The organism is Isoptericola sp. NPDC060185, from assembly GCF_042728595.1.
In the GTDB taxonomy this organism is placed as follows: Bacteria; Actinomycetota; Actinomycetes; order Actinomycetales; family Cellulomonadaceae; genus Isoptericola.
Genome location: NZ_JBHWYY010000004.1, coordinates 102,893 through 127,916 on the forward strand (window position 1 = coordinate 102,893; position 25,024 = coordinate 127,916).

The window sequence follows — 25,024 nt, forward strand, 5'->3', positions numbered from 1 at the left end:
CCGCCTGACGAGGCGGCCGCACGGGCCCTCCGGCCCGGTGTCCTCGGGCACCGGGCCGGGGGGCCTCGTCGTGCTGGATTACAGTTCCGGGACATGACCGCACCTCTGCTGCGGCTGCATCTCCTCGGCGGGTTCCGGGTGACCCGCGACGGCGGCCCCGAGCTCCCGGAGCGCTGGCCGCGTCCCAGCGCCCGCACGCTCGTGAAGCTGCTCGCCGTCTCGCCCGACCGCCGGCTGCACCGCGAGGAGGCCATGGACGTCTGCTGGCCCGACGCGGACGGGTCGGCCCAGGTGGGCAGCCTGCGGGTGGCGCTGCACGCGGCGCGCCACGCCCTCGAACCGGAGCTGGCTCCTCGGGCCGTGTCGTCGTACCTCGTGGCCGACGGCGCGCTGCTGCGGCTCGACCCGGCCACCGTGTGGATCGACGCCGACCACGCGGAGGCCGCCGCCGTCGCCGCGCTCGCGTCCGGAGACGCGGAGGCCTTGACCGACGCCCTCGCCCTGTTCACCGGCGACCTGCTGCCCGAGGACCGGTACGCCACCTGGGCGCAGGCGCGCCGCGACAGGCTGGTCGGGCTGCGGGAGCAGGTGCGGCTCGCGCTCGCGGCCGCGCACCTCGCGGCAGGGGACGTCGCGCAGGCGGTGGCGGCGGCCGAGGCCGTGCTCGCCGACAGCCCCGCGGAGGAGCTGGCGCACCGGGTGCTCATCGAGGCGTTCCTGCGCCAGGGCCTGCGTCGCCGCGCGGTGTACCAGTACCACGCCTGCCGCGAGGCCCTCGACGCGGAGCTCGGCGTGCGGCCGGGCCCCGAGACGGAGCGCCTGCACCGCCTCGCCCTCGACGCCACGCCGTCGGGGACGCCGGACGGCGCCGCGCTCCCCGCGCCCCTGCGCGCCCCCGCCGCGACGCCGCTGCGCGGCCGGGAGGCCGAGCTCTCGCTCCTACTCGCGGACGGCGGGCCACCGGTCCGCCTGCTCTCCGGCGAGGCCGGCGTGGGCAAGACGAGGCTGGTCGCGGAGGTCGCACGGCGGGCCGCCGCCGACGGCGCGGCCGTGCTGTGGGGCGGCGGGCACGACGCCGAGGGACACACGCCGTACGGGGCGTTCGCCGAGGCGCTCGACGGCTGGCTGGCCGAGCAGAGCGCCGCCTCCCGCGCCCGGGTCGGCGCGGAGCACCCGGAGCTCGCGGCGTTCCTGCCGTCGCTCGGCCGGGCCGACCGCGGCGGCCGCAGCCCGGAGGAGGAGCGGGACCGCCTCTTCCGCGGCACCGCCGCGCTGCTCGGCGACCTCGCCGCGACCCGGCCCGTCGTCGTCGTGCTGGACGACCTGCACGCCGCCGACGCCGGGTCGTTCCAGCTGCTCGGCCACCTCGCCCGGCGCGCCGCCCGGGCCGGGACGCCGCTGCGCTTCCTCGTGACGCTCCGGTGGGAGGAGCTGCCCGACGGCGACCCCCGTCGCGTCGGGCTGACGGCCCTGGAGCGGGCCGGGCTCGCGGCGCCCGAGGAGATCGGGCGGCTCGACCGGGACGCGTGCCTCGCCGTCGCGACGGACGCGCTGGGTGGCGGCGGCGGCAGCGACGACGGCGGGGACACGGGCGGGAGCTCTGCCACCGCGGAGCGACTCGGCCGGGTCTGGGACCTGTCGCTCGGCAACCCGCTGTTCGCCGCCGAGCTCGCGCGCGGGCTCGGCGACCCTGCCGCTCCGGGCGACGCGGGGCACGACGTCGCGCCGCTCGGCGTGCGACAGCTCGTCGACGAACGGCTGGGCCGGCTCGACCCCGACGCGCGACAGGTGGTGGAGGCGCTGTCGGCGGCGGGCGGGGACGCCGCGCTGACCGAGCTGCTCGACGTCGCCGCGGACGGCCTGAACCCGCCGCTCACCGGGCCCGCGGCCGCCGACGCGGTGGAGCGGGCCCTGGCGGCGTCGCTCGTCGAGGAGCGCGTGGTCGTCGTGGACGGGCGCGCCGAGCCGGGCCTCGCGTTCCGCCACCCGCTGGTGCGGCTCACCTGCTACGACCGGCTCAGCACGGTCCGGCGTCGGCGGCTCCACGCCGCGTTCGCGCAGACGGTGCTGCGCCGCCGGCCCGAGGCCGTCGACGTGCTGGCCTCGCACTTCGCGCGCACGGACGACCCACGCGCGGCCGAGTACCTGCGCCGCGCCGCCGAGCGCGCCGCCGCCCTGTACGCGAACGACTCCGCCGACCGGTACTACCGCGACCTCGTCGCCCGGCTCGACGTCGACGCCGCCCGCGCGCGCCTCGACCACGGCCAGGTGCTGCGCCGGATGGGCCAGTTCGAGCAGTCGGTGGCGGTGCTGCGGCCCGCGCTCGCCGAGTTCGTGCGGCGGGAGGACCACGACGGCACCGTGCTCGCCGCGTCCCGGCTGGCCGAGATGCTCGCCCGGACCGGGGAGCTGGGCCCCGCGGTCGAGGTGCTGGAGCGCCACCCGGCCGGGCCGCGCACGTCGCCCGAGCAGGCCGCCGCCCACCACCTGGCGTGGGCCACGCTGCTGAGCAGGCTCGGGCGGCACGACGACGGCGTCGCCGCGGTGGACCGTGCGCTGCCGATCGTCGAGCACGTGCCGGAGCCGGCCCGCGAAGGGCTCCTCGCGCGCGCCTACGCCCTGCGCGCCACGAACCTCGGGAAGTCGGGCCGCATCCGCGAGGCGGGAGAGGCCGCGGACACCGGCCTCCCGCACGCCGAGGCGTATGGCGACCCGACCCTGCTGGGAAACCTCCTGTCGTCGCAGCGCGAGAACGCCCGCCGGGCGGGACGCCTCCACGAGTCGGTGTCGATCGGCCGACGCGCCCTCGACCTCGTCGCGCAGTCCGGCGACCCGGTGTCGGCGGCGTTCGAGCGCGCCAACCTCGCCGAGCTGCACCTGCTGCTGGGGGAGGTCGACGCCGCCCGGGACCTGGCCGAGGAGGCCGCGGCCGGGGCCGAGGGCGAGGCCGAGTGGATCCTGCCGTACGCGCTCGCCGTGCTCGGGCGCGTCCTGGGCGTCGCCGGGCGGCCGGCCGAGGCGCTGGCGCTCCTCGACCGGGCGGCGACGTCCGCCCGGGGGATCGCCGACCGGCAGGCCCTGCACCAGGCCAGCACCGCCCTCGCGGAGCTTGCCCTGCGCGAGGGGCGGCCCGCCGACGCGCTGCGGGCGCTCGCCGAGGACGAGGAGCCCGAACCGGTCCTCGCGGCGTGGTGCGCGCTGGACACCGGCGATCCTCAGGGGGCGCTGGACCTCGCCGCGGCCGAGGCCGATCGCGCACGGGGCGCCGGGGAGCTGCTCGCCGTGGTCGACGCCCAGGTGGCGCAGGCCGTCGCCCTTCACCGGCTCGGCGACGCGGCCCGCTCGGCCGAGGTCCTGACCGCGGCCGCCGCGCTGGCCGACGCGTTGCCGTACCCGGCCGGCGCGTCGGCTGCGGCCGAGGCGGCGCAGTCCGTCGGGGCGGCGCGGTCGGTGGACGCTGGCGGCACCCGCCCGGACGGCCCCTGATCCGGCCGGGCGGGCGCCGCCAGCAGACTGGGGTCGCCGGCAGACTCAGTGTGGGGCGGCCAGGTGCTCCTCCCACGGCAGCAGGGTGACGGGGTGCGGCGGGTGGTCGGACGCCCGCAGGGTGAGGTCGACGACGGACGCGCGCACACGCGCCCACTCGGCCTCACCCGCCGCTGAGCACTGCTCCGCCTGCGGGCGGCGCGCGAGCTCGAGGATCTGCTGCAGCAGCGGCACGGCCCGGGCCGGGTTCGCGCGTCGCGCGGTGCCCCGGGTCGTGGCCCGCACCACCTGCGCCGCGAGCGCCTCCCCGCGTGACCCGGGGAGGAGCGTTGCGGAGCTCGCCATCCGCAGCGGCACGGGCGCTGCCCGCAGGGACCAGTGCGTGCCCGACGCGTCGAGCGGCACGACCCGCACCGGGCCGCGCAGCAGCGACACCACCAGCAGACCGACGGCCACGAGCACGACCACCCCGGCCACCGTGCACACCCAACCGGCGGCGCGCGGCGCGTCCGGCGTCATGAGCATCAGCACGCCGGCCCAGACCACCCACACCGTCGCGCAGCCCACCGCCACCAGGGCGAAGAGCAGCGCGGCGGAGGCGTCCCCGGGGCGTCGTCGGCGTGTGCTCATATCTCTCAGTTGCCGGCAGGGGCCCGATCCTTACCTCCGGCCCGGTCGGTCTCGGCCTCCGGACCGTTGATCTCCGGGCGGCGCACTACGCTCGGCCCGTGACACGCCCCGCGAGCCGGCGATGACCGGCCCCGGCCGCCGGGCCCGGTGGCTCCTGCCACCCCTGTGGGTGCCGGCGCTGCTGCTGGTGGTCCTCCTGCCGCTGACGGGTGCGCTCCCCGCCGCGGATGCCCGCTCCCTCGCCGCCCTGACGGGCCCGGTGCTGGGGTTCGTGGTGCTGCTGACGGTCGTGTCGGAGCTGTGCGCCGGCGCCGGCCTGTTCGACGCCGTGGCCGACGGCGCCGCTCGTCTGGCCCGCGGCCGCGCCTGGGTGCTGTGGCTGCTGGTGGCGGCCGTGGCGGCGGCGTGCACGGTCGTGCTCTCCCTCGACACGACGGCGGTGCTGCTCACCCCGGCCGTGGTCGCGGTGGCGCGGCGCCTCGACCGCGACCCGCTCCCCCTGGCCCTCACGGTGCTGGCGCTGGCCAACACGGCGTCGCTGCTGCTGCCCGTCTCCAACCTGACGAACCTCATGGCGGCGCGCTCGTTCGAGGCCGGCTACCTCGGCGTGATGGCCGCGCCCGCGCTGGCCGTGCTCGTCGTGGTGCTGCTCGCGCTCGCAGCCCTGCACGCGCCCGCGCTGCGGGGCCGGTTCACCGTCCCGGCCGCCCGCGCGGCCGCGGACCCGGTGCTGCTGCGCGTCGCGGCCGTCGTCGTGCTGCTCATGGGCACCGGGTTCGCGGCCGGGCTCCCCGTGCTACCGGTGGCGCTGGGCGCCACCGCGGTCCTGGGCGCGGCGACGGCGTGGCGTCGGGCCCCGCTGCTCGTCCCGGTCCGGGAGCTGGTGCCGTGGCGCACAGTCGTGGTGACCGCGGGCCTGTTCGCCGTGGTCGGTACGTGGCACGCGCACGGGCTCACTGAGCTCCTCGCCCCGCTCGTCGGCACCGGCGACGACGCCGGCAGCCTCGCCCAGGTCGCGGCCGTCGGCGCGGCGTCGGCCAACGCGGTGAACAACCTGCCCGCGTACCTCGCGCTCGCGCCGACCGTCACCGGCGACGACGCGCGGCTCGCCGCCCTCCTCGTCGGCGTGAACGCCGGCCCGCTGATCACCCCGTGGGCGTCCCTCGCGACCCTTCTGTGGCTGCAGCAGTACCGCCGCCACACGTTCTCGGCCCCCGACGGCCTGGTGCGCCGCGTCGTCGCCCAGGGCATCGTGGTCGCACCCCTCGCCCTCGCGGCAGGGGTCCTCGCGCTCGCCGCGACCGGCTGAGGCCGGCGGCGCCCGGCGGCGCCCGGCGTGTCGTCGCTCCGCCGACGTTGTTGTTTTGTGCGGAGTCCGCAGAACTGGAGAACGGCCTGCTGCTCGGGCGCCGATCCGGCTCAGCAACCAATTCCTGCTCAGCGAGAGCGACTCCCGCCGGGCAGGCACGAGTCCGCTCTCTCACGAATTGACGGTGGGAGCGCATAGGGGGCGGCTGAGCAGTCGCCGTTCCTGATCCGCGGACCCCGCACGAAACGACAACCCGCGCGGAGCGACGACGCGCCGAGCAGACACGCCGACCCCCGCGCGGCCGTCAGCGGGTCCAGGTCCGCAGCACGTCGACGAGCAGATCTTTCTCCGCCGCCTGCACGCGGGCACGCAGCGCGGGCACGTCGTCGCCGGGAAGCACCGGGACCTCGCGCCGCGCCACCACCGGGCCCTCGTCGTACCCCGCCGTCACGAGGTGCACGGTGGCTCCCGACACCTCCCTGCCGGCGGCGAGCACCGCCGCGTGGACACGGTCGCCGTACATGCCGACACCGCCGAACTCGGGCAGGAGCGCCGGGTGGGGGTTGAGGATGCACCCCTCGTAGCGCTCCAGCACCCGGGGTCCCAGCTTCTTCATGTACCCGGCGAGCACCACGACCTCCACTCCCGCGTCGAGCAGCGCGGCCAGGATCGCGGCGTCGAGCTCGTCCGGATCGGGATAGACGGCACCGCTGAGGTGTGCCGCCGGGACGCCGTGGCGGCGCGCGACGTCGAAGATCCCCGACCTGCTGTTGTTGCCCACCACCAGGCGCACGTCCACCGCATCGGCCGCGAGCACGTGCGCGGCGGTGCTGCCCGCGCCAGATCCCAACAGGCCGACGCGGACCGGGGTACTGGCCGCGCCCCGGCGCACACGCCGGTCCCGCCGCGCGACCACGACACGCGCGATCCCGGTGCTCGCGGCGCCAAGCACCGCCAGCGGAACCAGCAACACCCAGAGCGCCGGCCAGACCGAGAACGCCACCGCCGCGCCGACCGCGCCGGCGACGCCGGCGAGGGCCACCGCCCGCGTGCCCGTCCCCGCTCCCGCTCGCGCGAGCGCCCGCTCGACGGCGATGCCCAGCGGGAAGCCCAGCACCCACGCGGCCACCGCGGAGACGACCCAGATCATGAGGCCGAACAGGGCCGTCGACGCCGCCCACTCCAGGCCACCCCAGGGGTCCACCACGCCCGCGACGCCCGCCACCAGTGCCGCTAGGGGGACATAAGTGAGCAAGATGCCGCATGCCCATGCGCACGTCCGGGCCGCGACGGAGGTCGCGGCCGGCCACGGGCCGTCCCAGTCGTTCTCGAGCGGCCGTGCCGCGTCGCGGCTCACGCCCCTACCTGCCGCGCCAGGCCGACGACGTCGTCCACCACCGACCGCACACCGGGCAGCCCCGCGACCCGCACCAGACGGGCGATCAGCGGCGCCGCGCCGTCGACGAGCGCGCGCGCGCGGCGCTGCCCGGGCGAGCCGTCGTGCACCCAGAACAGGGTCACACCCAGCCAGGCCAGCCAGAGGAGGCGCGGCAGCTCCTCGCGCACGGCCGCGGGGACGCGCGTCGTCGCCCCCGCCACGACCTGCTCGTGCAGGGACCGGCTGAGGCGCGCGGTCTCGGCGGAGGCGGACGAGAACGGGCTCTCGGCGGCGCCCGGACGGATCGCGACCGCGACGAGCTCGGCGCCGAGGTCGTGCGACGGCCCGAACGCGTCGAGGCCCGCATGCCACAGCGCGCGCAGCCGTGGCCCGAGGCCGCCGACCCGGTCGAGGGCTGTCTCCGCCCGCCGGGCGTGGTCCTCGTTGACCTCGACGTAGAGCTCCTGGACCAGGTCCCGCTTGGACCCGAACCAGTAGTACGCGACACCCGTCGCGACGCCGGCCTCCGTGGCGATCGCGCGCATCGTCGTCGCCGCGAACCCGCGCTCGCGGAACATCCGCAGCGCCGTGCGCCGCACGAGGTCGCGCGTCGACTCCTCCGGCCGGGTCATCGCGACCCATCCTGTCTGAACGCGTTCAGTTTGAACATGTTCAGATTCCATCACACCCGGGACCTGGCCGGTAGAGTCGCCCGATGCTCAGAACCCTGCGGCGGGCGCTCGCCGGCATCTACTGGCGGCTCAGCCGCTGGACCCTCCGCAGCGAGCCCGTGCCCGCGCAGGCGGGCGTGCTGGTGGGGGCGCCGCACACGTCCAACTGGGACTTCGTGCTGATGCTCGCCATCGCCTGGCGGCTCGGGCTCGACGTGCGCTGGCTGGGCAAGCACACCCTGTTCGCCGGGTGGCGGGGGCCGCTGATGCGCGCGCTCGGCGGGATCCCCGTGGACCGCCGCGACCCCAGCCGCGTCGTCGACGACGTCCTCACGCGGGTCCGGGCGGGCGAGGTCTTCCACCTCGTCGTCACCCCCGAGGGCACCCGCTCCGGCGACGGCTGGAAGTCAGGCTTCTACCGCATCGCGCGCGCCGCCGACCTCCCCGTGACGCTCGGCTACGTCGACCGCACCACCATGACCACCGGCCTCGGCCCCACGATCCGCCTCACCGGCGACGTGCGCGCCGACATGGACGACATCCGCGGGTTCTACGCCGACAAGGCGGGCGTGCGGCCGGCCCTGCGCACCGAGCCACGGCTGGCCGACGAGGACCGCGAGGGCTGATCCGCCCGCGCGGCCCCCGCGCCCGGCGCCAGGTCAGCCGGGCGTCAGCCGCGTGTCAGCCGCGCGCGACGTGGTCGTACGCGCCGGCGGCGAGGTCCTCGACCAGGGTCGGCCGGGTGGGCTCCCAGCCCAGCCGTTCGCGGGTGATCGCGCTCGACGCGACGGCGTCCAGGCCCCAGAACCGGCTCAGCCAGCCGAAGTGCTCGGCCGCGTCCGCCGGGTCGACCGACACGGCCGGCACGCCGACGGCACGGCCGATCGCCTCGGCGATGTCGCGCGACGCGACGCCCTCCTCGGCGACCGCGTGCACCGCAGACCCCGCGGGCGCCTTGTCGACCGCGAGGGCGACGAGGCGCCCGGCGTCGTCGACGTGGACGGCCGGCCACCGGCCCGACCCGTCGCCGACATAGCCGGAGACGCCGCGCTCGCGCGCGATCTGCGTCAGCACCGCCGCGAACCCGTGGTCGCCGACCCCGTGCACGGTGGCCGAGAACCGCAACGCCACCGACCGCACCCCCCGGTCCGCGGCGTCGAGGGCCAGCCCCTCGGAGCCTCCGCGCGGGGCGTCCGGGCCGGAGAACACGGAGCGGTCGTTCTCGGTCATCACCGCGCCCGGGGTGGTGCCGATCAGGCCCGACGCCAGCAGGAGGCCGCGGCCGCTGCCCGCCAGCTCGTCGACGAAGGTCGCGACGGCGGCGCGCTCGACGCGGCCGGCCTCCCGGTAGTTGTCGAAGTCGTGCTTGAAGGCCAGGTGCACGACGGCGTCGGCGTCCTTCGCGCCGGCACGCAGGCTCTCCAGGTCGTCGAGCCCGCCACGGTGGACGGTCGCCCCCAAGGCCTCGACCCGGCGGGCGGAGTCGTCCGAGTAGCCGAGGCCGACGACGTCGTGCCCCGCGGCGAGCAGGTGCGGGACGGTGTGGGAGCCGATCCAGCCGGAGGCTCCGGTGACGAAGACGCGCATGATTCCCTCTTCCAGTGATGTCAGTTGCTGACATCACTCACGCTACACCCGATGTCTGGCACTGTCATCACTAGACTGTCCGGCATGGCCCGATGGGAACCCGACGCCCGCGGACGCATGACGCGCGCCGCCCTCGACCTGTACACCGAGCAGGGGTTCGAGCAGACGACGACCGCGCAGATCGCCGAGCGTGCCGGCGTCACCGAGCGCACCTACTTCCGGCATTTCGCGGACAAGCGCGAGGTGCTGTTCGACGGCTCGCACGAGCTCGAGGCCCTCGTCACCTCGGCCGTCGCCGGTGCGCCCGACGACGCCGCCCCGCTCGACGCCGTGGGCGCCGCGTTCGTGCGCGTCGCCGGCGAGCTCGAGGACCGCCGCGAGTTCGCGGCCCGCCGCGCCGCCGTCGTCGCGGCCACGCCCCGCCTCCGGGAGCGCGAGCTCCTCAAGCTCGCCGCACTGCGGGACGACGCCGCCGCGGCGCTGCGCGCCCGCGGCGTCCCCGAGCCGGCCGCATCGATGGTCGCGGAGGTCGGGGTCGCGGCGTTCAAGGTCGGCTTCGAGGCCTGGATCGCGTCCGGTCAGGCGCGGCCCGTCGCGGACGAGGTGCGCGACGCGCTCACGGCGCTGCGCGACCAGGCCGCGGTCTAGGCTCGCCGTCGTGCCCGCGACCGGAACCCCCGCCGACCAGCCGTCTCACGTCCCCGCCGACCTGCCCGACGGCGTCGTCCTGCGCCTGCTGCGCCGCGACGACGGCCCCGCGCTGGCCGCCGCGTACGCCCGCAACCGCGACCACCTCGCCCCCTGGGAGCCGGAGCGGCCGGCCGCGTTCTACGAGGCCGCGTACCACGCCGAGCGCATCCCCGTGGAGCTGCTGTCGCACGGCTCGGGGCGGTCCGTGCCCCTCGTGCTCGAGCGCGACGGGGACGTCGTGGGCCGCGTGAACCTGAGCGACATCGTGCTCGGCGCGTTCCACAGCGCCCACCTCGGCTACTGGGTCGACGCGGATCTCGCCGGCCGCGGCATCATGACCGCGGCGGTCGAGGCCGTGTGCGCCCACGCGCGCGACGACCTGGCCCTGCACCGCGTGCAGGCCGCCACGCTGCTGCACAACGACGCGTCACAGCGGGTGCTCGCGCGGACCGGCTTCGAACGGATCGGCACCGCGCCCCGCTACCTCCGCATCGCCGGCCGCTGGCAGGACCACGCCCTGTTCCAGCGGATCCTCCACGACTGACGCGACCGCGCCGACCCGCGCGTCCCGCGCGCGCCGCCGCCCGCGCACGACGAGGGCGACCACCCCGCCGCCCGCCGCGAGCACCAGCACGACGATCCCGGCACCCGCGGCCGTCGCGACGCCGGCCCGGCCGGACGCCGCGTCCGCGTGCGCGGCGGCGTCGTCCAGGTCTCCGGCGGCGAGGTCGTCGCGCGCCCGCTCGGCGGAACCCTCGACGCCGAGCACCAGCGCCCCCAGCGCCGACACCGGGTCGCGGTCGGCGTCCGCCGCGCGCACGGCCTCCCCGACCTGCGTCGTGACGTCGGCGGCGCGCGGCAGCAGGGTCGCGAGCTCCGCGTACTGCGCGTCGTCGGACGCGCCCTCGTACGCCGCGCGGACGGCGGCCGGCGCCTCCAGCCCTGCCGCGTCGGCGGCGGCCTGCACGGCACCCGCGTCCTCGGCCGCGCCGCCGAGCGCCGACCGGGCGGCCTTCGCGTCGCCGAACTCCCAGTCCGTCATCGCGGTGCGCAGCCCGAGCGGCGGCTGCCACGCGCCGTCCGCCTCGTCGATCGCCGCGTACGCGTCCCGCGCGGCCGCCCGGGGCTTCAGTCTCGCCTGCTGGTCGCCGTCGAGCACCCACGTGCGCAGCACCTTCGGCGCCCCGGACACGTCGCCGCGCGTCTCGACGAGGTCGAGGAAGCGCCGCCAGTCCGTGCGGCCGTGGTTCTCGTCGGTCGACCCGGGGCGCTCGTAGGCACTCTCCCCCGCCTGGGCGGCCGAGACCACGGCCGTGAACGCGTCGTCGTCGAGCCCGCCGATCAGCCGCTGCACCGCCGTGTACGACGCGGCGTACCCGTACGCCTCGACGTCGGCGTCGAGCTCGCCGGGGTTCGCCTCCCACGCCGCGAGCGGCAGGGCGACGTCGGCGCCACGGTCGGGCGCCTTCCACGGGTCGCTGGTGCCGCCGGTGCGTGCGACGACGCGGTGGGCCACCACCTCCGTCATCCCCTCGGACAGCCATCGCCCTTTGAGGCGGTCCGGGTTCAGCCAGGCGTGCCCGAGCTCGTGGTAGAGCGTGACGTCGTCCAGGTCCTCGGGGATGACGATCTCGTCCTTGCCCGGGTCGAACCACGCGTACCCGAGCACCTTGGGCGACACGTCCTCGCGGATGGTCTCGAGCCCGCCCGGCCAGGGCCTCCCCACGAGGTCCTCCAGCGCCGGCAGCCCCTTCGTCAGCTTGCGCGACACGAACGTCGTCCACCGGGAGTCGCCGGGAAAGCTCTGCAGCGAGAGGGTGGTGCCGGCGACGTCGACCCTCTTCTCGTCCGCCTTCTTCGGGTCCCGGGCCGAGACCACGGCCCAGATGCCGTCCTCGTCCGAGTTCTCGGTGGCCGTGTACGTGACGGTCTTGCCGGTGCGCTTCTCGGTGAAGCCGTCCGACGTGGCGTCGAACGTCATCGAGGCGGGCAGCACCACCTCGACGGTCGTCCGGCCGACGTCCCCCACCCCCGACGCCGCGAACGTGGCGAACCCGTCGCCCACGCGCGTGTAGTCCTTCGAGCGCACGGGCTCGCCGGGGATGTCGAAGCTCCACTCGATGGTGCGCGTGGCGCCGTAGCGCAGCGGGGGGAACGAGGCCACCGCGTACCGGGTGCTCGGGTCCTGGGTCGCCTCGAGCGACACGCTCAGCGGCGCACCCCCGCTGGTGGCCCGCAGGTGCTCCGCCCCGGCCGGGACGGGGACCGCGTACGACGTGTAGTAGTAGTACGTCAGCCCGCGGTCGGGGGTCACGTTGCCGATGGTGGTGGTCATCGTGGCGCGGACCTCGGTGCCCTTCGCCCGCAGCTCGTACCGGCTGTGCGACTCCTCCGTGAGCCCCTCGTCGGCGACGGCGGCCGGGCCGGCGAGCACGACCGCGCCGACCAGGCCCGCGCCCAGCAGGGCGAGCAGGGCGGGGTGGCGACGGGACGCGGGCGACGGGCTCATCGCGGGGCATCCTTCCACGTGCGGCCGGGGTCACGGTGCGGTAGACCAAAGGGGTCGGGCCGCGGAGGGGGACGCCATGAGTACTGACGAGAACAGCACCCACCCCGGCACGGACGCCGGGTCGATGACGATCGCGCTGCTGACCGCCTGCTCGGAGCCCGACCTCGGCATCCGCTCGCGCGTGGTGCAGGAGCTGCTCGACGAGGCCAGCCACGACGCGCGCCTCGCCCGCGAGGTGCTCACGACGATGCTCACGGCCTCCGTCATGTCGCTGCGCGCGTACACGGACGCCACCCGGCGCGACCCGCAGGACGTGCTGCGCACCCTCGGCGTGAGCTGGTCGCAGCGCTCGCAGCACGCCTGACGCCGCACGCCTGACGCCCGGGCGATCCCTCAGGGGTGCACGACGCTCACCGGGCACGGCGCGTGGCGCACGAGCCGGTCCGGCACCGAGCCGCGGACGACCTCTCGCACGTCGCGCCCGCCGGTCACGACCAGGTCGTCCGAGCGGAGCACCGCGAGCAGCGCGCCGGGCGCGTGGCCGCCGCGGCCCTCGACCGTCCAGCGCACCCGCGGGTACTTCTCCCCCCAGAGGCTGGCACGTGCCTCCAGGTCCGCCCGCGCCTCGGCGCGCAGCCGCTCGAGCCAGTCGAGGTCGCCCTCCGTGACGCCCACGAACATCCCCCGGTCGACGGCGTGCGCCGCCAGCAGGGCGACGCCGGCGCGGTCGGCCTCGTCGAACCCCGCCTCAAGCACACGGTCCAGCGGCTCGCTCGGGTCGACCGCCGCCACCACCCGCCGCGGGTCCTGCACCCGGGCCGCGCGCGGCACGACGACCACCGTGCCGGGCGCCAGTGCCGCGACCGACGACGACACGGAGCCCATGAGGACCCGGTCGAACGTCCCGACGCCGCGGCGGCCGACGACGACCACGGCGCCACGGCGCGCGTGGTGGACGAGGGCGGCGCTCGCGTCGCCGCGCACCGTCGCGTACGCCACCTCGGCGGGCTCGGCCGCGAGTGCGCCGGTGCGCGCCGTGCGGTCGAGGCGGGCCCGGGCGCGCGCGAGCAGCGCCTCGGCCTCGGCCCGCGGGTCCGGGCGGCCGGCCGGTGCGGCGACCGCCCCCACCCCGACCGGCAGGGCGTACGCGTGCAGCACGACCAGCCGCGTGGCCAGGCGTGCGGCCTCCCCCGCCGCCCACGCCATCGCGTGGTAGCCGCCCTCCGACCCGTCGACGCCCACCACCACGTCCCGGGTCGACACCTCGACGCTGCCGCTCATGGGCCACCTCCGTCCGTGTCCAGTGCGCCACGGGGGCGAGTGCGCGCGGCAGTGCCGAACGCCCCCGGGAGCAGGGCGGGTGGCCTCCCGGCCCCGGGCCGAAGGTCCCGATCGCGGCCTTCGGGGATCACCCGGAAATCTGGGGCACCCCGTACTACCGTGGGATCGGTGAGCCCGCGGCAGGGCCGCCGGGACCGGGACATGGACGTCCTGCTGGACGCCGTCGTGTCCGTGGGCCGGGGCCTGGAGCTGGAGACGACGCTGCACCGGGTGGTGCAGGCCGCCGCCGTGGTGGTCGACGCGCGCTACGCGGCCCTCGGCGTCCTCGGCGGCGACCAGCGCATCGCCCGGTTCATCACGGTGGGGATGACGGAGGAGCAGATCCGCGCGGTCGGCCCGTTCCCCACGGGGCACGGGATCCTGGGCGAGCTGATCCGGCACCCGCGCCCACTGCGGCTGCCGGACATCGCCGCCGACGAACGGTCGGTGGGGTTCCCCGCCCACCACCCGCCCATGCACAGCTTCCTGGGGGTGCCGCTGCAGGTGCACGGGGCGCCGTTCGGGAACCTGTACCTCACCGAGAAGCGGGGCGGCGGGGAGTTCACGGAGGCCGACCAGCGCCTCCTGGAAGGGTTCGCGTCCGCGGCGAGCGTCGCCGTCGAGAACGCCCGGCTGTACGAGGAGACGCGGCTGCGCGAGCGGTGGTCGCGGGCGGACGACGAGATCGCCCGGCGCCTGCTGTCGGGCGAGGACCCCGACACGGTGCTGGACCTCGTCGCGTCGGAGGCGATCGACGTCGCGGCGGCGGACACCGCGGGGATCGCCGTCCCGGTGGAGGACGACGAGGGCACCGAGGACCGGCCCGTCCTGGCCGTGCGGTCGGTGGTGGGGATCCGGGCGGACGTGCTGCGCGGCCGGCTGCTGCGCACGCCGGGGTCGTTCACGGCGAAGGCCTTCGGCGAGGGTCGGCCGATCGTCTCGACGGACGCGACCTCCGACGGCCGCGCCGCGGTGGCGCTGCACCCCGACGGCACCCTCGGCCCGCTCGCCGCGTTCCCGCTGATCGGCCGGGGCCGGCGGCCCCTCGGCGTCCTCGTCGTCGGGCGGGTGCGGGGCGCGCCGCCGTTCCCCACGGTGGTGATCGAGGCGCTGGGCGCGTTCGCGAACCAGGCGACGGTGGCGCTCGAGCTGGCGGAGCGGCGCGCGGACGCGGCGCGGCTCGCCGTCGTGCGCGACCGCGACCGCATCGCCCGCGACCTGCACGACCTGGCCGTCCAGCGGCTGTACGCGACGGGCCTGTCGCTGCAGGCGGTCGACCGGCGGCTCGGCGACGCGCGGCCGCTGGGCCCCGAGGCACGCGGCGAGATCGCGACCCGCGTCGGGGAGTCGATCGACCAGATCGACGAGACGATCGACCTGATCCGCACCACGATCCGCGGCCTGCGGGACCCGGGTGCCGGTGGTCCGCGCCGGGTCGCGACGCGCTCCCTGCTGCTGGCGGAGGCGGAGGCCGCGACGCACTCCCTGGGCTTCGCGCCGACGGTCCGCTTCGAGGGGCCGATCGACGCGCAGGTGCCGTCCACCACGGCCGCCCACCTCGTGGCGGTGCTGCGCGAGAGCCTGTCGAACGCGGCCCGGCACGCCCGCGCCACGCGCGTGCACGTGAGCCTGCGGGCGGGCGACGACCTCGTGCTGACCGTGGTGGACGACGGCACGGGCATCGCCACGGACGCGCCCCGCAGCGGGCTGGCGAACCTCGAGCGGCGCGCGTCGGAGCTGGGCGGGTCGTTCGAGGTGCAGCCCGGCCGCGCGGGCGGCACGGCGGTGCGCTGGCGGGTCCCGCTGGTGACGGAGCGGTGACGCCGGTCAGTGCTCGGTCGGTCAGTGCTCGGTCGGTCAGTGCTCGGTCGGTCGCTCGGGCTCGCCGTGCCGGCCGGCCCGCTCGAGGCGCGCGGCCAGCACCGCGGCCTGGACCCGCCGCTCCAGGCCCAGCTTCGCGAGCAGGCTCGACACGTAGTTCTTCACCGTCTTCTCGGCGAGGAACAGTTCCGCGCCGATCTGCCGGTTCGTCATCCCCTCGCCCACGAGGCCGAGGACGCGGCGCTCCTGCGGCGTGAGCTCCGCGAGCGGGTCGTCGCCCTCCCCCTGGTGCCGCATCCGGGCCAGGACGCGGCCCGTGGCCTTGGGGTCGAGGGTGGAGCCGCCCGCCGCCACCGTGCGGATGCCCGCGACGAGGTCGGTGCCGCGCACCTGCTTGAGCACGTACCCGGACGCGCCGGCGAGGATCGCGTCGAACAGCGACTCGTCGTCGTCGAACGACGTCAGCATCAGCACCGCGACGTCGGTGCGCGACCGCAGCTCCCGGCACACGCTCACGCCGTCGCCGTCGGGCAGGCGCACGTCGAGAACGACGACGTCCGGGCGCAGCGCGGGGACCCGGGCCAGCGCCTCGGCCGCCGTCCCGGCGACGCCGACGACCTCGAGGTCGTCCTCCATCCCGAGCAGGTCGGCCACGCCGCGACGCACCACCTCGTGGTCGTCGACGAGGAACACCCGCACGGGCGCACCGGTCATGGCCTCAACGTAGCCCTCCCGTGGCGTCCTGGCGGGTCGGTGGTCAGGGGCGACCGACCGTCAGGCGTCCAGGTCCTCGATGCGGGCGACGCTGGGCTCGCGCTCCGCCCGCAGCCGCGCGGCGACGCCCTCGGCCTCGCGCAGCACGCGCAGCACGTTGCCGCTGGCCAGGCCCGCGAGGTCGGCGTCCGACCAGCCGCGGTCGGCGAGCGCCGCGAGCAGGTTCGGATAGCCGGAGACGTCGCGCAGCTCGTCGGCGAAGCCGCCCGCGCCGTCGTAGTCGCCGCCGAGGCCGACGTGCCGCGGGCCCGCGACCTCGCGCACGTGCTCGACGTGCGCGACGACGTCGTCCAGCGTCGTGGGGGGCTTGGGGTGCGTCGTCGCCCAGTCGGTCGAGAACCGGTCGAACTCGGCGTAGTCGTTCGGCGCGATCCCCGCCGCCCTCGCCGCCTCGCCGGCCTCCGCCCGCCACCGGCCGATCGCGGGGGTGACGAAGCTCGGCACGAACGTCACCATGCACACGCCGCCGTTGTCCCCGAGGCGTGCCAGGACGTCGTCGGGAACGTTGCGCGGCACGTCGGCCACGGCGCGCGCGGAGCTGTGCGAGAAGATCACCGGCGCCTCGGAGACGTCCAGGGCGGCGCGCATCGTTCCCGCCGAGACGTGCGACAGGTCGACGAGCATCCCGAGGCGGTTCATCTCGCGCACCACCTCGCGCCCGAACGGCGTCAGCCCGCCCTCGTCGAACCGGCCGTCCGCGGGCCGGTCGTCCGTCGCCGACTCCGCCCACGGGTTGTGGTGGTTGTGCGTGAGCGTCATGTACCGCACGCCCATCTCGTACAGCATGCGCAGCGCGCCCATCGACGAGTCGATCGACTGTCCGCCCTCGGCCCCCATGAGCGAGGCGATCCGCCCGTCGGCCCACGCCGCCACGACGTCGTCCGCGCTCGTCGCGAGGCGGAAGTGCTCCGGCCACCGCTCGACCATGCGGTGGACGGCGTCGACCTGCTCCAGCGTGGCGGTCACCGCGGCGCTGCCGGGCAGGTTGGACGGCACGTAGACCGACCAGAACTGGGCGCCCACGCCCCCCGCGCGCAACCGCGGCACGTCGGTGTGCGTGCGCCCCTCGGTGCCTGCCACCAGGTCCAGGCGGGACCAGTCGTACGCGACCTGGTCGCGCGCCTCCCACGGCAGGTCGTTGTGCCCGTCCCAGACGGGGTGGTCGCGCAGGAGGGCGGAGATCCGGTCGGAGTGCACGGTCGTCATCTGGCGACCCTATCGACACACCCTTGACCTCAACCTTGATCGAGGTCTTACCGTCGCCGCATGACTACCCAGACCTCCGACGCCCAGCTGGCCGCCCAGCCCGCCGCGTACTGGACCGGAGTCGCCTACGAGGCGCTCATCGCGTACACCCGGGCGCGACAGGCCGAGAAGGGATACACCCAGCCGCAGTTCTGGCTGCTGCGCAACCTGTCCGTCCACGACATCTCACCGGACGGCGAGGGGATGACCCTGGACGAGCTGCGTCGTGCCATGGCCTCCTACCTGCGGCCCGAGGACGACCTGGCCGCCGAGTCCGAGGCGCTGGTGGAGCGCGGCTGGCTGACGCGGGACGCCGACCACCGGCTGTGGCTCACCGAGGCGGGCGAGCAGGCCCGCGTCGACCTCGCGCGCAACGCCCCCGCCATCCGCGACGCCCTCCACGAGGGCATCGACGACACGGACTACGTCACCACGGTGAAGGTGCTGCAGCGCCTGGTCCGCAACGCGGGAGGGAGCGTCGCCTGACGGCGCGCGCCGTCGGTCTCAGCGTCGCCCGCCGCGCAGCCGGTCGATCTCCCGGCGCTCGCGCTTGGTGGGGCGGCCGGCGCCGCGGTCGCGGACGCCGACGGCCTCCCGCTCCTGACGCGTGGGGACCGGCGGGCTCTCGTCGCGGTAGGCCTTGACGGCGAGCGGCGCACCGACGCGCTTGGGCAGCAGCTCGACGACCACGACCTTGCGGTCGCGCAGCGGGTCGCGCCAGGTGACCGTGTCGCCCACGGTGACGGACGTCGACGGCTTGGCCACCGTGCCGTTCACCCGCACCCGCCCCGACCGGAGCAGGGCGGCCGACGACGACCGGCTCTTGAAGAGCCGCACCGCCCACAACCACACGTCCACCCGCACGGCGTCAGCCTCTCACGGCGCGACCCGCGCCTACTTGGCCGACGCCGGGTCGCTGTCGCCGATGTGCCCGGGCGCGGTGACGGCGAGCACGCGCTGCACGAAGGCGCAGTACTCGTCCATGTAGTGCCGCAGGAAGCCGGCGGTGGCCTCGTTGGTGACCTCGCCGTCGGGGCCGAAGTCGTCGGCGACGTAGGTGATGTAGGCCTCCGGGGCGTTGAGCTGCGGCGCGTCCAGGAAGCTGAGGACGGCGCGCATCGACGACTGCATCACCGCGGTGCCGATGCCGCCCGGCGACGCCCCGATGATGCCGACGGGCTTGCGCGCGAACGAGTTCTGCCCCCAGGGCCGCGAGCCCCAGTCGATGGCGTTCTTCAGCGCGCCTGGGATCGACCGGTTGTACTCCGGCGACACGATCAGCAGCCCGTCGGACGCCGCGATCGCCGCCTTGAACGCCAGGCCCTCGGGCGGGTAGTCGGCGTCGTAGTCCCAGCTGTAGAGCGGGAGGTCCCCGATGGGGATCTCGGTGAACTCGAGGTCCGCGGGCGCCAGGCGGACGAGCGCCCGGGACAGCGTGCGGTTGATGGATCCCTTCGCGAGGCTCCCGACGATGTAGCCGATCTGGTGCGTCATGACGACTCCTGCTCCTCCGATGTCCGAAGGCCCGACGGCGGACGTCGGCAGGCCGGCTTCCATTCTGCGCGGGTGCCGGGGCGCCCGCGTTGCTAGCGTCAGGCCCATGGCTGAACCCACGGCTGACGTGCGCGTCGAGGAAGACCTGCTCGGATCGAAAGAGGTCCCTGCGCAGGCGTACTACGGGATCCACACCGTCCGGGCGATCGAGAACTTCCCCATCTCCGGGACGACCATCAACGACGTGCCGGAGATGATCCGCGGCATGGTGATGGTGAAGAAGGCGGCGGCGCTCGCGAACCGGGAGCTGCGCGCCATCCAGCGGGACGTCGCGGACGCCATCATCGGCGCGTGCGACGAGGTGCTCGTCAAGGGGCGGTGCCTGGACCAGTTCCCCGTCGACGTGTTCCAGGGCGGCGCCGGCACCAGCGTCAACATGAACACCAACGAGGTGATCGCGAACCTCGCGCTGGAGCTGTCCGGCTTCCCCAAGGGCCGCTACGACGTCATCAACCCCAACGACCACGTCAACAAGTCGCAGTCCACCAACGACGCCTACCCCACCGGCTTCCGCCTGGCCGTGCACGCCCTGACCGAGGCGCTCGTCGTGGCGGTGCGGCGGCTGTCGCGGGCGTTCGACGAGAAGGCGTCCGAGTTCGCGGACCTGCCCAAGATGGGCCGCACCCAGCTGCAGGACGCGGTGCCGATGAGCCTGGGCCAGGAGTTCGCCGGCTTCTCGGTGAACGTGGCCGAGGAGGTCAAGCGCCTGCGCAACGCGGCCGACCTGCTGCTCGAGGTCAACCTGGGCGCCACCGCGATCGGCACGGGCCTCAACACGCCGCCCGGCTACCCCAAGGTCGCGGCGCGGCGGCTCGCGGAGGTCAGCGGGCTCGGCACGGTCCCCGCGGAGAACCTCGTCGAGGCCACCTACGACAACGGCGCCTATCTGGCCGTGCACTCCGCGGTGAAGCGGCTCGCGGCCAAGGTGTCCAAGATCTGCAACGACCTGCGCCTGCTGTCCTCGGGGCCGCGCGCGGGGCTCAACGAGATCAACCTGCCCGAGCTGCAGGCCGGGTCGTCGATCATGCCCGCCAAGGTGAACCCGGTGATCCCCGAGGTGGTCAACCAGGTCTGCTTCAAGGTGATGGGCAACGACGTCACCATCACGCACGCCGCCGAGGCCGGGCAGCTGCAGCTCAACGTCATGGAGCCCGTGCTCGCGGAGTCGATGTTCGAGTCGATCCGCCTGCTGACCAACGCGTGCGACGCGCTGCGCACCAAGTGCGTCGTCGGGATCACCGCCAATGCCGAGGTCATGCGCCGGCACGTGCTCGGCTCCATCGGCATCGTCACCTACCTCAACGAGGTGATCGGCCACCACAACGGCGACCTGGTCGGCAAGGAGGCCGCCCGCACCGGCAGCTCCGTGCGGGACGTCGTCATCGCGCGCGGCCTGCTCACCGCCGAGGAGGTCGACAAGATCCTCACCACGGAGAACTTCCTGCACCCGCGCTACTCCGGCCGGTTCTACGCGCCGGACGAGCGCGGCATCCCGGACGCTGGCGAGGAGGGCGGGTCGTCGACCGTCGTCGAGTCCGACGACGCCACGGGCGCCCCGTCGGACCCCGAGCACGAGCACCCCGAACCGTCCGCCGGCGAGGAGGGTGAGGCCGCGCGGTGATCGTCGTCCAGTTCGTCGTCGTCCTGGTCTTCGTCTTCATCGGTGCGCGCATCGGAGGGATCGGGATCGGGCTGGCGGGCGGCGCCGGCGTCATCGTCCTCGGGCTGCTGGGCCTCGAGGTCGACCCGGCGACGGGCGTCCCCTGGGACGTGCTGGGCATCATCATGTGCGTCATCGCGGCCATCGCCGCGATGCAGGCCGCCGGCGGGCTCGACTACCTGGTGGCGAAGACGGAGGTGCTGCTGCGCGCCCGCCCGCGCAACATCACCTTCCTCGCGCCGCTCGTCACCTACTTCATGACCGTGTTCGCCGGCACGGGCCAGGTCGCCTTCTCCACCCTGCCCGTGATCGCGGAGGTGGCGAAGGAGTCCAACGTGCGGCCGTCGCGGCCGCTGTCGATCGCGGTGGTCGCGTCGCAGATGGCGATCGCGGCGTCCCCCATCTCCGCGGCGGTGGTGGCCATGGCCGCCGTCGTCGAGCCGCTGGGCGTCGACTACCTCACCCTCCTCACCGTGGCGGGCGTCTCCACGCTGGTGGGCTGCCTGGTCGGGGCCGTCGTCGCGTCCCGGCAGGGCGTGGAGCTGCAGGACGACCCGGTGTACCAGGAGCGGCTCGCCAAGGGCCTGGTGAAGCGGCGCGAGCGCACCGAGTTCGTCGCGAAGCCGCGCGCGCTGCTGTCGCTGATCATCTTCGCCGCCGCGCTGCTGGTCGTGGTGCTGTACTCGACCGCGGTGTCCGACTCGGTAGGCCTCATCGAGGACCCGACCATCACCCGCAGCGGCGCCATCATGACGTTCATGCTGCTGGCGGGGCTGCTCATCGCCGTCTTCTGCAAGATCGACGTGGGCACCGTCATCACGCAGCAGACGTTCCGCTCGGGCATGAGCGCCGCCGTCTGCATCATCGGCGTCGCGTGGCTGGGCAACACGTTCGTGCAGGGCCACACCGCCGAGATCGAGGAGCTGGGCGGCGACCTCATCCGGCAGTACCCGTGGATGCTGGCCGTCGTGCTGCTGCTGGCCTCCGCGCTGCTGTACTCGCAGGCCGCGACGACGATCGCGCTGATGCCCGTCGCGGCCGGCATGGGCGTGGCCGCCACCACGATGGTGGCGTCGTTCCCCGCCGTCACCGGGCTGTTCCTGCTGCCGACCTACACCACCGTGGTCGCGGCGATCGAGCTCGACGACACCGGCACCACCCGCATCGGGAAGTACCTGTTCAACCACTCGTTCATGGTGCCGGGGCTGGTGGCCGTCGGGACCGCTGTCGCCGTCGGCTTCGGCCTCGCGCCGCTGCTGATCTGACTGCGCGGGCCGACGGCGGTCTCAGACGTCGAGCCACGGCGCGCGGGCGTACTCCTCGTCCGTGACGTGCTCCCGCCAGGTGGTCGTGGCGGACGGGTCGTCGGCGTTCTCCAGCATCGCCAGGTGCTCCATGAAGTCGTCCGGCGACGCCCCGTGCCAGTGCTCCTCCCCCGGCGGGCAGTACACCGTCTCGCCCGGCCGGGCCTCCACGACGACGCCGTCGCGCGTGCCGACCAGCGCCACGCCGGAGACGATGTGCAACGTCTGGCCGCGGGCGTGCGAGTGCCAGGCCGTGCGCGCCGCCGGGGCGAACCGCACCAGCGCCACCACCATCCGCTGGTCCGCCTCCTGCGGCACCACGATCGGGTCGAGCCACACGTCGCCCCGGAACTGCTCGGGCGGGTTCTTCGTCGTGGCCGGGCGGGGGATCTTCTTCATCGGTCGTGGCTCCTTCGGTGGTCGGGGCGCCCGCGACGGGCGCGACGGGCGCTGACGCCGCCCGGCTACCCCCGGTAGTGCTCGACGACGTCGGCCGGGCGGACCTTCGCCTGCGCCGGGTCGCCGCCGAACTCGCGCGCCGCCTGGCGCTGCCGCAGCAGGTCCCAGCACTGGTCGAGGCGCGTCTCGGTGGCGGCGAGCTCCTCGTGCTCGGTGCTCGCGTCGATCTCGCCCTTCCCCAGACGCGCGCGCAGCTCGCGCTCGCGGGCGATGAGGTCGCCGATGGTCTGCTGGATGTCGCCGTCGGTGGTCATGCCGGCCCTCCTGCCGCTCCCCCGGGCGCGGCGCCCGGGTCCGACGTCGATCCTCTCTCTAGCGGCCCGCCCAGACCATCCCGAGGCTCTGCGGGGCGGACTCGACGAAGCCGAGGCTGCGGTACAGCGGTCGTCCCGGGGCGTCGGCCATGAGCGTGATGTACGGGTCGGCGGGAGCCCGCTCGTCGATCTGGGCGAGCAGCCACTCCAGCACGCGGCGCCCCAGGCCCTGCCGCTGGTGCGCGGGGAGCGTCGCGATGTCGGCGACGACGAAGTACCAGCCGCCGTCGCCGAGCACGCGGCCCATCGCGACCGCCTCGCCGGACCCGCGGTGCCGCACGTGTGCGAACGCCCAGCTGTTCGCGACGGCGTGGCCCGCCTGCTCCGCCGTCTTCGGGCTGAGGCCCGCGTCGCGGCGCAGGCGCAGGTACGCGTCGACGTCGGGCGGGGTGGGGACGAGCTCGTACGGGTCGTTCGCGTCGGCCATGCGCCTCACCCTAGGAGGGCCTGCCGACGGGGGCCCGGCGGTGGGCTCAGACGGGCTCGGCGACCTTGGCCGGCACCCGGGCGGGCGTCCGCGCCGCGGGCGCGAGGAACGCGGCCGCGGCGACCAGCACGAGGACGACGATCAGCGCGGAGCGCAGGCCGTAGTGGTCGCCGAGGAAGCCGAGCACGGGCGGCCCCACGAGGAACGAGACGTAGCCGAGGGTGGCGGCGAGGGACACCCGCGCGGCCGGGTTCGGGCCGGAGTCGCCCGCGGCCGACAGCGCCACGGGGAAGCCGAGCGACGCGCCGAGCCCCCACAGGACGGCGGCGCCCGCCGCGACCCACTGCTGGTCCGCGAAGATCACGAGCGCGAGGCCGGCGGCGCCCACGACGGCGCTGGCGCACAGCACCGCCGCGCGGCCGAACCGGTCCACGAACCGCCCGCCCACGAACCGGCCGATCGTCATGGCGGCGGCGAACACGGCGTACACGGCGGACCCGAGGGCGGCGTCGAAGCCGTGCCCGTCGACCATGACGAGCGGCAGCCAGTCGTTGGCGGCGCCCTCGGCCAGCGCGAGCGCGAGGATGATGCCGCCGATGAGCAGCAGGCGTGCGTCCTTCCAGACAGGCGGCCCGGCCGCCGCGTCGGCGCGCCGCGCGGCGGGGTCGCGGCGGCCGACGCCCGCGGGGATCGGCCGGATCGCGACCGCGAGCCCGGCGAGCATCACCGCGGCCGCCGCCAGCAGGTGCACGACGACCGGGAACGCGACGCTCGTGAGCACCATCCCGACGGTCGCGCCCACCACGGTGCCGAGGCTGAAGAAGCCGTGCATGGCGGGCAGCGCCGAACGGCCGAGGAGCCGCTCGACCTCCGCCCCCTCGACGTTGAGCGCGATCTCCCCGCCGCCCATGCCGCACCCGACGAGCCCGAGACCGAGGGCGACCACCCCGCCCGACCCCAGCGCCGCTCCCCCGCCGACGACCGCCACGCCCACCGCCATCGCGGAGATGCCGACGACCGTCACGGGGCGGGTGCCCCACCGCGCCACGAGCGGGCCGGAGGCCAGGATCCCGGCCATCGACCCGACGGACAGGCCGAACAGGATGAGCCCCATCTGCCCGGTGGAGGCGCCGACGAGGTCGCGCACGTCGGGGGTGCGGGTGACCCACGAGGAGATGGCGATGCCGTTGAGGAAGAACAGCGCGAACAGCGCGTTGCGGCGCGCGCGCAGGCTGGCGGTCACGAGGGGGTGGCTCCGGGGGCGGGTCGACGGGTGCCGCCCGAGCCTACGGTGCGTCCGGCCCCGTCAGGCGCCCGCGCGCTCGAGGCGGAACAGCCGCACCACCCGCCCCGACTCCCGCTCGTAGGCCCGGTAGCCGGGCCACTGCGCCTCGATGCGCGCCCACGCGGCGTCGCGCTCCGCAGCGTCGTCCACGAGCGTGGCCCGCACCGGGTACCGCCGGCCGCGGATGCTCACCGCCGCGTCCGGGTGGGCCAGCAGGTTGTACGTCCAGGCCGGGTGCCGGTCGCGCGCGAACGACGTGCCCGCCACGACCAGTCGTCCCTCCCCGAGCGGCGTGTACATGAGGTAGGTGTCGCGCGGCTCCCCCGACCGCGCCCCCGTCGTGTGCAGCACCAGCGAGGGCACGAGCACCGCGCTGAGCTGGAACCGCCCGCGGGTGAGCCACGCCAGCGCCCGCTCGACGGGCGGCATCGCCCGCGGCGCCGCCGCCCGGAAAGCACGCGTGCGCGTCACGGGCGCGACGACGGACCGGATCCCCTGCAACAGCGTGGCCATGCCTCATCCTGGCGGGTGCCCGGCCACGACCGGTAGGCCGACAGGCTTGCGTGCACATCTGCGCATGCCAACTTGTCGGCGCCGCAGG

The 25,024-nt window shown here is 75.5% G+C and carries 25 protein-coding genes and 1 pseudogene; 10 read left to right on the plus strand and 16 right to left on the minus strand.

Translation table 11 applies throughout. The features are described 5' to 3' along the window. Nucleotides 1–93: 93 nt before the first annotated feature. Nucleotides 94–3,486: an ATP-binding protein gene (locus ACFWDO_RS02890; RefSeq protein WP_380320969.1), complete on the plus strand. Its 3,393-nt coding sequence runs from the start codon at nucleotides 94–96 to the stop codon at nucleotides 3,484–3,486. A 45-nt stretch (nucleotides 3,487–3,531) separates the two neighbouring features. On the opposite strand, the gene ACFWDO_RS02895 is transcribed toward ACFWDO_RS02890, so the two are convergent. Continuing rightward, nucleotides 3,532–4,116 (minus strand): hypothetical protein, encoded by a 585-nt coding sequence (locus ACFWDO_RS02895; protein WP_380318576.1) that lies wholly within the window; start codon nucleotides 4,114–4,116, stop codon nucleotides 3,532–3,534. Between the two features lie 121 nt (nucleotides 4,117–4,237). Between ACFWDO_RS02895 and ACFWDO_RS02900 the strand changes: the two genes are divergently transcribed. Beyond that, nucleotides 4,238–5,425, plus strand: a complete 1,188-nt coding sequence (locus ACFWDO_RS02900; RefSeq protein ID WP_380318579.1) for an SLC13 family permease — start codon at nucleotides 4,238–4,240, stop codon at nucleotides 5,423–5,425. A 304-nt stretch (nucleotides 5,426–5,729) separates the two neighbouring features. Here ACFWDO_RS02900 and ACFWDO_RS02905 read toward each other — a convergent pair whose 3' ends face one another. Next, nucleotides 5,730–6,782 (minus strand): formyltransferase family protein, encoded by a 1,053-nt coding sequence (locus ACFWDO_RS02905; RefSeq protein ID WP_380318582.1) that lies wholly within the window; start codon nucleotides 6,780–6,782, stop codon nucleotides 5,730–5,732. Next, a complete protein-coding gene (locus ACFWDO_RS02910; protein ID WP_380318585.1) occupies nucleotides 6,779–7,435 on the minus strand; it encodes a TetR family transcriptional regulator in 657 nt (218 codons plus the stop codon). The genes ACFWDO_RS02905 and ACFWDO_RS02910 overlap by 4 nt, the downstream gene beginning before the upstream one ends. 83 nt (nucleotides 7,436–7,518) lie before the next feature. Here ACFWDO_RS02910 and ACFWDO_RS02915 point away from each other — a divergent pair, with 83 nt between their 5' ends. Next, nucleotides 7,519–8,100, plus strand: coding sequence for a 1-acyl-sn-glycerol-3-phosphate acyltransferase (locus ACFWDO_RS02915; RefSeq protein WP_380318588.1), 582 nt, complete (start codon nucleotides 7,519–7,521; stop codon nucleotides 8,098–8,100). Nucleotides 8,101–8,155: 55 nt separating this feature from the next. On the opposite strand, the gene ACFWDO_RS02920 is transcribed toward ACFWDO_RS02915, so the two are convergent. Further along, the gene (locus tag ACFWDO_RS02920) at nucleotides 8,156–9,061 is read right to left on the minus strand and encodes an SDR family oxidoreductase (RefSeq protein ID WP_380318591.1); all 906 of its coding nucleotides are present in this window, start codon (nucleotides 9,059–9,061) and stop codon (nucleotides 8,156–8,158) included. An 84-nt stretch (nucleotides 9,062–9,145) separates the two neighbouring features. Here ACFWDO_RS02920 and ACFWDO_RS02925 point away from each other — a divergent pair, with 84 nt between their 5' ends. Next, nucleotides 9,146–9,709, plus strand: a complete 564-nt coding sequence (locus ACFWDO_RS02925; RefSeq protein WP_380318594.1) for a TetR/AcrR family transcriptional regulator — start codon at nucleotides 9,146–9,148, stop codon at nucleotides 9,707–9,709. A gap of 10 nt (nucleotides 9,710–9,719) precedes the next feature. Beyond that, nucleotides 9,720–10,295 carry a GNAT family N-acetyltransferase gene (locus ACFWDO_RS02930; protein WP_380318597.1) on the plus strand — a complete coding sequence of 192 codons (576 nt, stop codon included), beginning with the start codon at nucleotides 9,720–9,722 and terminating at the stop codon, nucleotides 10,293–10,295. Here the strand turns inward: ACFWDO_RS02930 and ACFWDO_RS02935 are convergent. Next, nucleotides 10,179–12,260 carry a hypothetical protein gene (locus ACFWDO_RS02935; protein ID WP_380318600.1) on the minus strand — a complete coding sequence of 694 codons (2,082 nt, stop codon included), beginning with the start codon at nucleotides 12,258–12,260 and terminating at the stop codon, nucleotides 10,179–10,181. The two genes, ACFWDO_RS02930 and ACFWDO_RS02935, sit on opposite strands and share 117 nt — an antisense overlap. Nucleotides 12,261–12,336: 76 nt before the next feature. Here ACFWDO_RS02935 and ACFWDO_RS02940 point away from each other — a divergent pair, with 76 nt between their 5' ends. Continuing rightward, entirely contained in the window at nucleotides 12,337–12,624 is a 288-nt protein-coding gene (locus tag ACFWDO_RS02940) for a hypothetical protein (protein WP_380318603.1), read from the plus strand. A 29-nt stretch (nucleotides 12,625–12,653) separates the two neighbouring features. Here ACFWDO_RS02940 and ACFWDO_RS02945 read toward each other — a convergent pair whose 3' ends face one another. Continuing rightward, nucleotides 12,654–13,541, minus strand: a complete 888-nt coding sequence (locus ACFWDO_RS02945) for a universal stress protein (RefSeq protein WP_380318606.1) — start codon at nucleotides 13,539–13,541, stop codon at nucleotides 12,654–12,656. A 168-nt stretch (nucleotides 13,542–13,709) separates the two neighbouring features. Here ACFWDO_RS02945 and ACFWDO_RS02950 point away from each other — a divergent pair, with 168 nt between their 5' ends. Then, complete coding sequence (locus tag ACFWDO_RS02950; protein WP_380318609.1) at nucleotides 13,710–15,401, plus strand: GAF domain-containing protein; 1,692 nt, start codon at nucleotides 13,710–13,712, stop codon at nucleotides 15,399–15,401. A gap of 36 nt (nucleotides 15,402–15,437) precedes the next feature. Here the strand turns inward: ACFWDO_RS02950 and ACFWDO_RS02955 are convergent, their stop codons facing one another. Beyond that, nucleotides 15,438–16,115: a response regulator gene (locus ACFWDO_RS02955; RefSeq protein WP_380318612.1), complete on the minus strand. Its 678-nt coding sequence runs from the start codon at nucleotides 16,113–16,115 to the stop codon at nucleotides 15,438–15,440. A gap of 60 nt (nucleotides 16,116–16,175) precedes the next feature. Next, nucleotides 16,176–17,381, minus strand: a complete 1,206-nt coding sequence (locus ACFWDO_RS02960; RefSeq protein ID WP_380318615.1) for a dipeptidase — start codon at nucleotides 17,379–17,381, stop codon at nucleotides 16,176–16,178. Nucleotides 17,382–17,441: 60 nt separating this feature from the next. Here ACFWDO_RS02960 and ACFWDO_RS02965 point away from each other — a divergent pair, with 60 nt between their 5' ends. Further along, nucleotides 17,442–17,906, plus strand: a complete 465-nt coding sequence (locus ACFWDO_RS02965) for a hypothetical protein (protein WP_380318618.1) — start codon at nucleotides 17,442–17,444, stop codon at nucleotides 17,904–17,906. Between the two features lie 18 nt (nucleotides 17,907–17,924). On the opposite strand, the gene ACFWDO_RS02970 is transcribed toward ACFWDO_RS02965, so the two are convergent. Continuing rightward, the gene (locus ACFWDO_RS02970; RefSeq protein ID WP_380318621.1) at nucleotides 17,925–18,284 is read right to left on the minus strand and encodes an RNA-binding S4 domain-containing protein; all 360 of its coding nucleotides are present in this window, start codon (nucleotides 18,282–18,284) and stop codon (nucleotides 17,925–17,927) included. Nucleotides 18,285–18,314: 30 nt separating this feature from the next. After that, nucleotides 18,315–18,914, minus strand: a complete 600-nt coding sequence (locus tag ACFWDO_RS02975; RefSeq protein WP_380318624.1) for an NADPH-dependent FMN reductase — start codon at nucleotides 18,912–18,914, stop codon at nucleotides 18,315–18,317. 106 nt (nucleotides 18,915–19,020) lie between these two features. Between ACFWDO_RS02975 and aspA the strand changes: the two genes are divergently transcribed. Both aspA and ACFWDO_RS02985 read left to right on the plus strand, forming a co-directional pair. Beyond that, nucleotides 19,021–20,595 carry an aspartate ammonia-lyase gene (aspA, locus tag ACFWDO_RS02980; protein WP_380318628.1) on the plus strand — a complete coding sequence of 525 codons (1,575 nt, stop codon included), beginning with the start codon at nucleotides 19,021–19,023 and terminating at the stop codon, nucleotides 20,593–20,595. Further along, nucleotides 20,592–21,899: an anaerobic C4-dicarboxylate transporter gene (locus tag ACFWDO_RS02985; RefSeq protein ID WP_380318631.1), complete on the plus strand. Its 1,308-nt coding sequence runs from the start codon at nucleotides 20,592–20,594 to the stop codon at nucleotides 21,897–21,899. The genes aspA and ACFWDO_RS02985 overlap by 4 nt, the downstream gene beginning before the upstream one ends. A gap of 21 nt (nucleotides 21,900–21,920) precedes the next feature. On the opposite strand, the gene ACFWDO_RS02990 is transcribed toward ACFWDO_RS02985, so the two are convergent. The 6 genes and pseudogenes from ACFWDO_RS02990 to ACFWDO_RS03015 form a co-directional block, all read right to left on the minus strand. After that, the gene (locus ACFWDO_RS02990) at nucleotides 21,921–22,337 is read right to left on the minus strand and encodes a cupin domain-containing protein (RefSeq protein WP_380318634.1); all 417 of its coding nucleotides are present in this window, start codon (nucleotides 22,335–22,337) and stop codon (nucleotides 21,921–21,923) included. 65 nt (nucleotides 22,338–22,402) lie between these two features. Then, entirely contained in the window at nucleotides 22,403–22,651 is a 249-nt protein-coding gene (locus ACFWDO_RS02995) for a DUF2630 family protein (protein WP_380318637.1), read from the minus strand. A gap of 58 nt (nucleotides 22,652–22,709) precedes the next feature. Next, the gene (locus ACFWDO_RS03000; RefSeq protein WP_380318640.1) at nucleotides 22,710–23,138 is read right to left on the minus strand and encodes a GNAT family N-acetyltransferase; all 429 of its coding nucleotides are present in this window, start codon (nucleotides 23,136–23,138) and stop codon (nucleotides 22,710–22,712) included. Between the two features lie 46 nt (nucleotides 23,139–23,184). Continuing rightward, complete coding sequence (locus tag ACFWDO_RS03005) at nucleotides 23,185–24,048, minus strand: MFS transporter (protein ID WP_380318658.1); 864 nt, start codon at nucleotides 24,046–24,048, stop codon at nucleotides 23,185–23,187. Next, a pseudogene (locus ACFWDO_RS03010) lies at nucleotides 24,034–24,402 on the minus strand (MFS transporter); the annotation flags it as partial. The pseudogene ACFWDO_RS03010 and the gene ACFWDO_RS03005, both read right to left, overlap by 15 nt. A gap of 42 nt (nucleotides 24,403–24,444) precedes the next feature. After that, nucleotides 24,445–24,936, minus strand: a complete 492-nt coding sequence (locus ACFWDO_RS03015) for a nitroreductase family deazaflavin-dependent oxidoreductase (RefSeq protein ID WP_380318643.1) — start codon at nucleotides 24,934–24,936, stop codon at nucleotides 24,445–24,447. Nucleotides 24,937–25,024 lie beyond the last annotated feature (88 nt).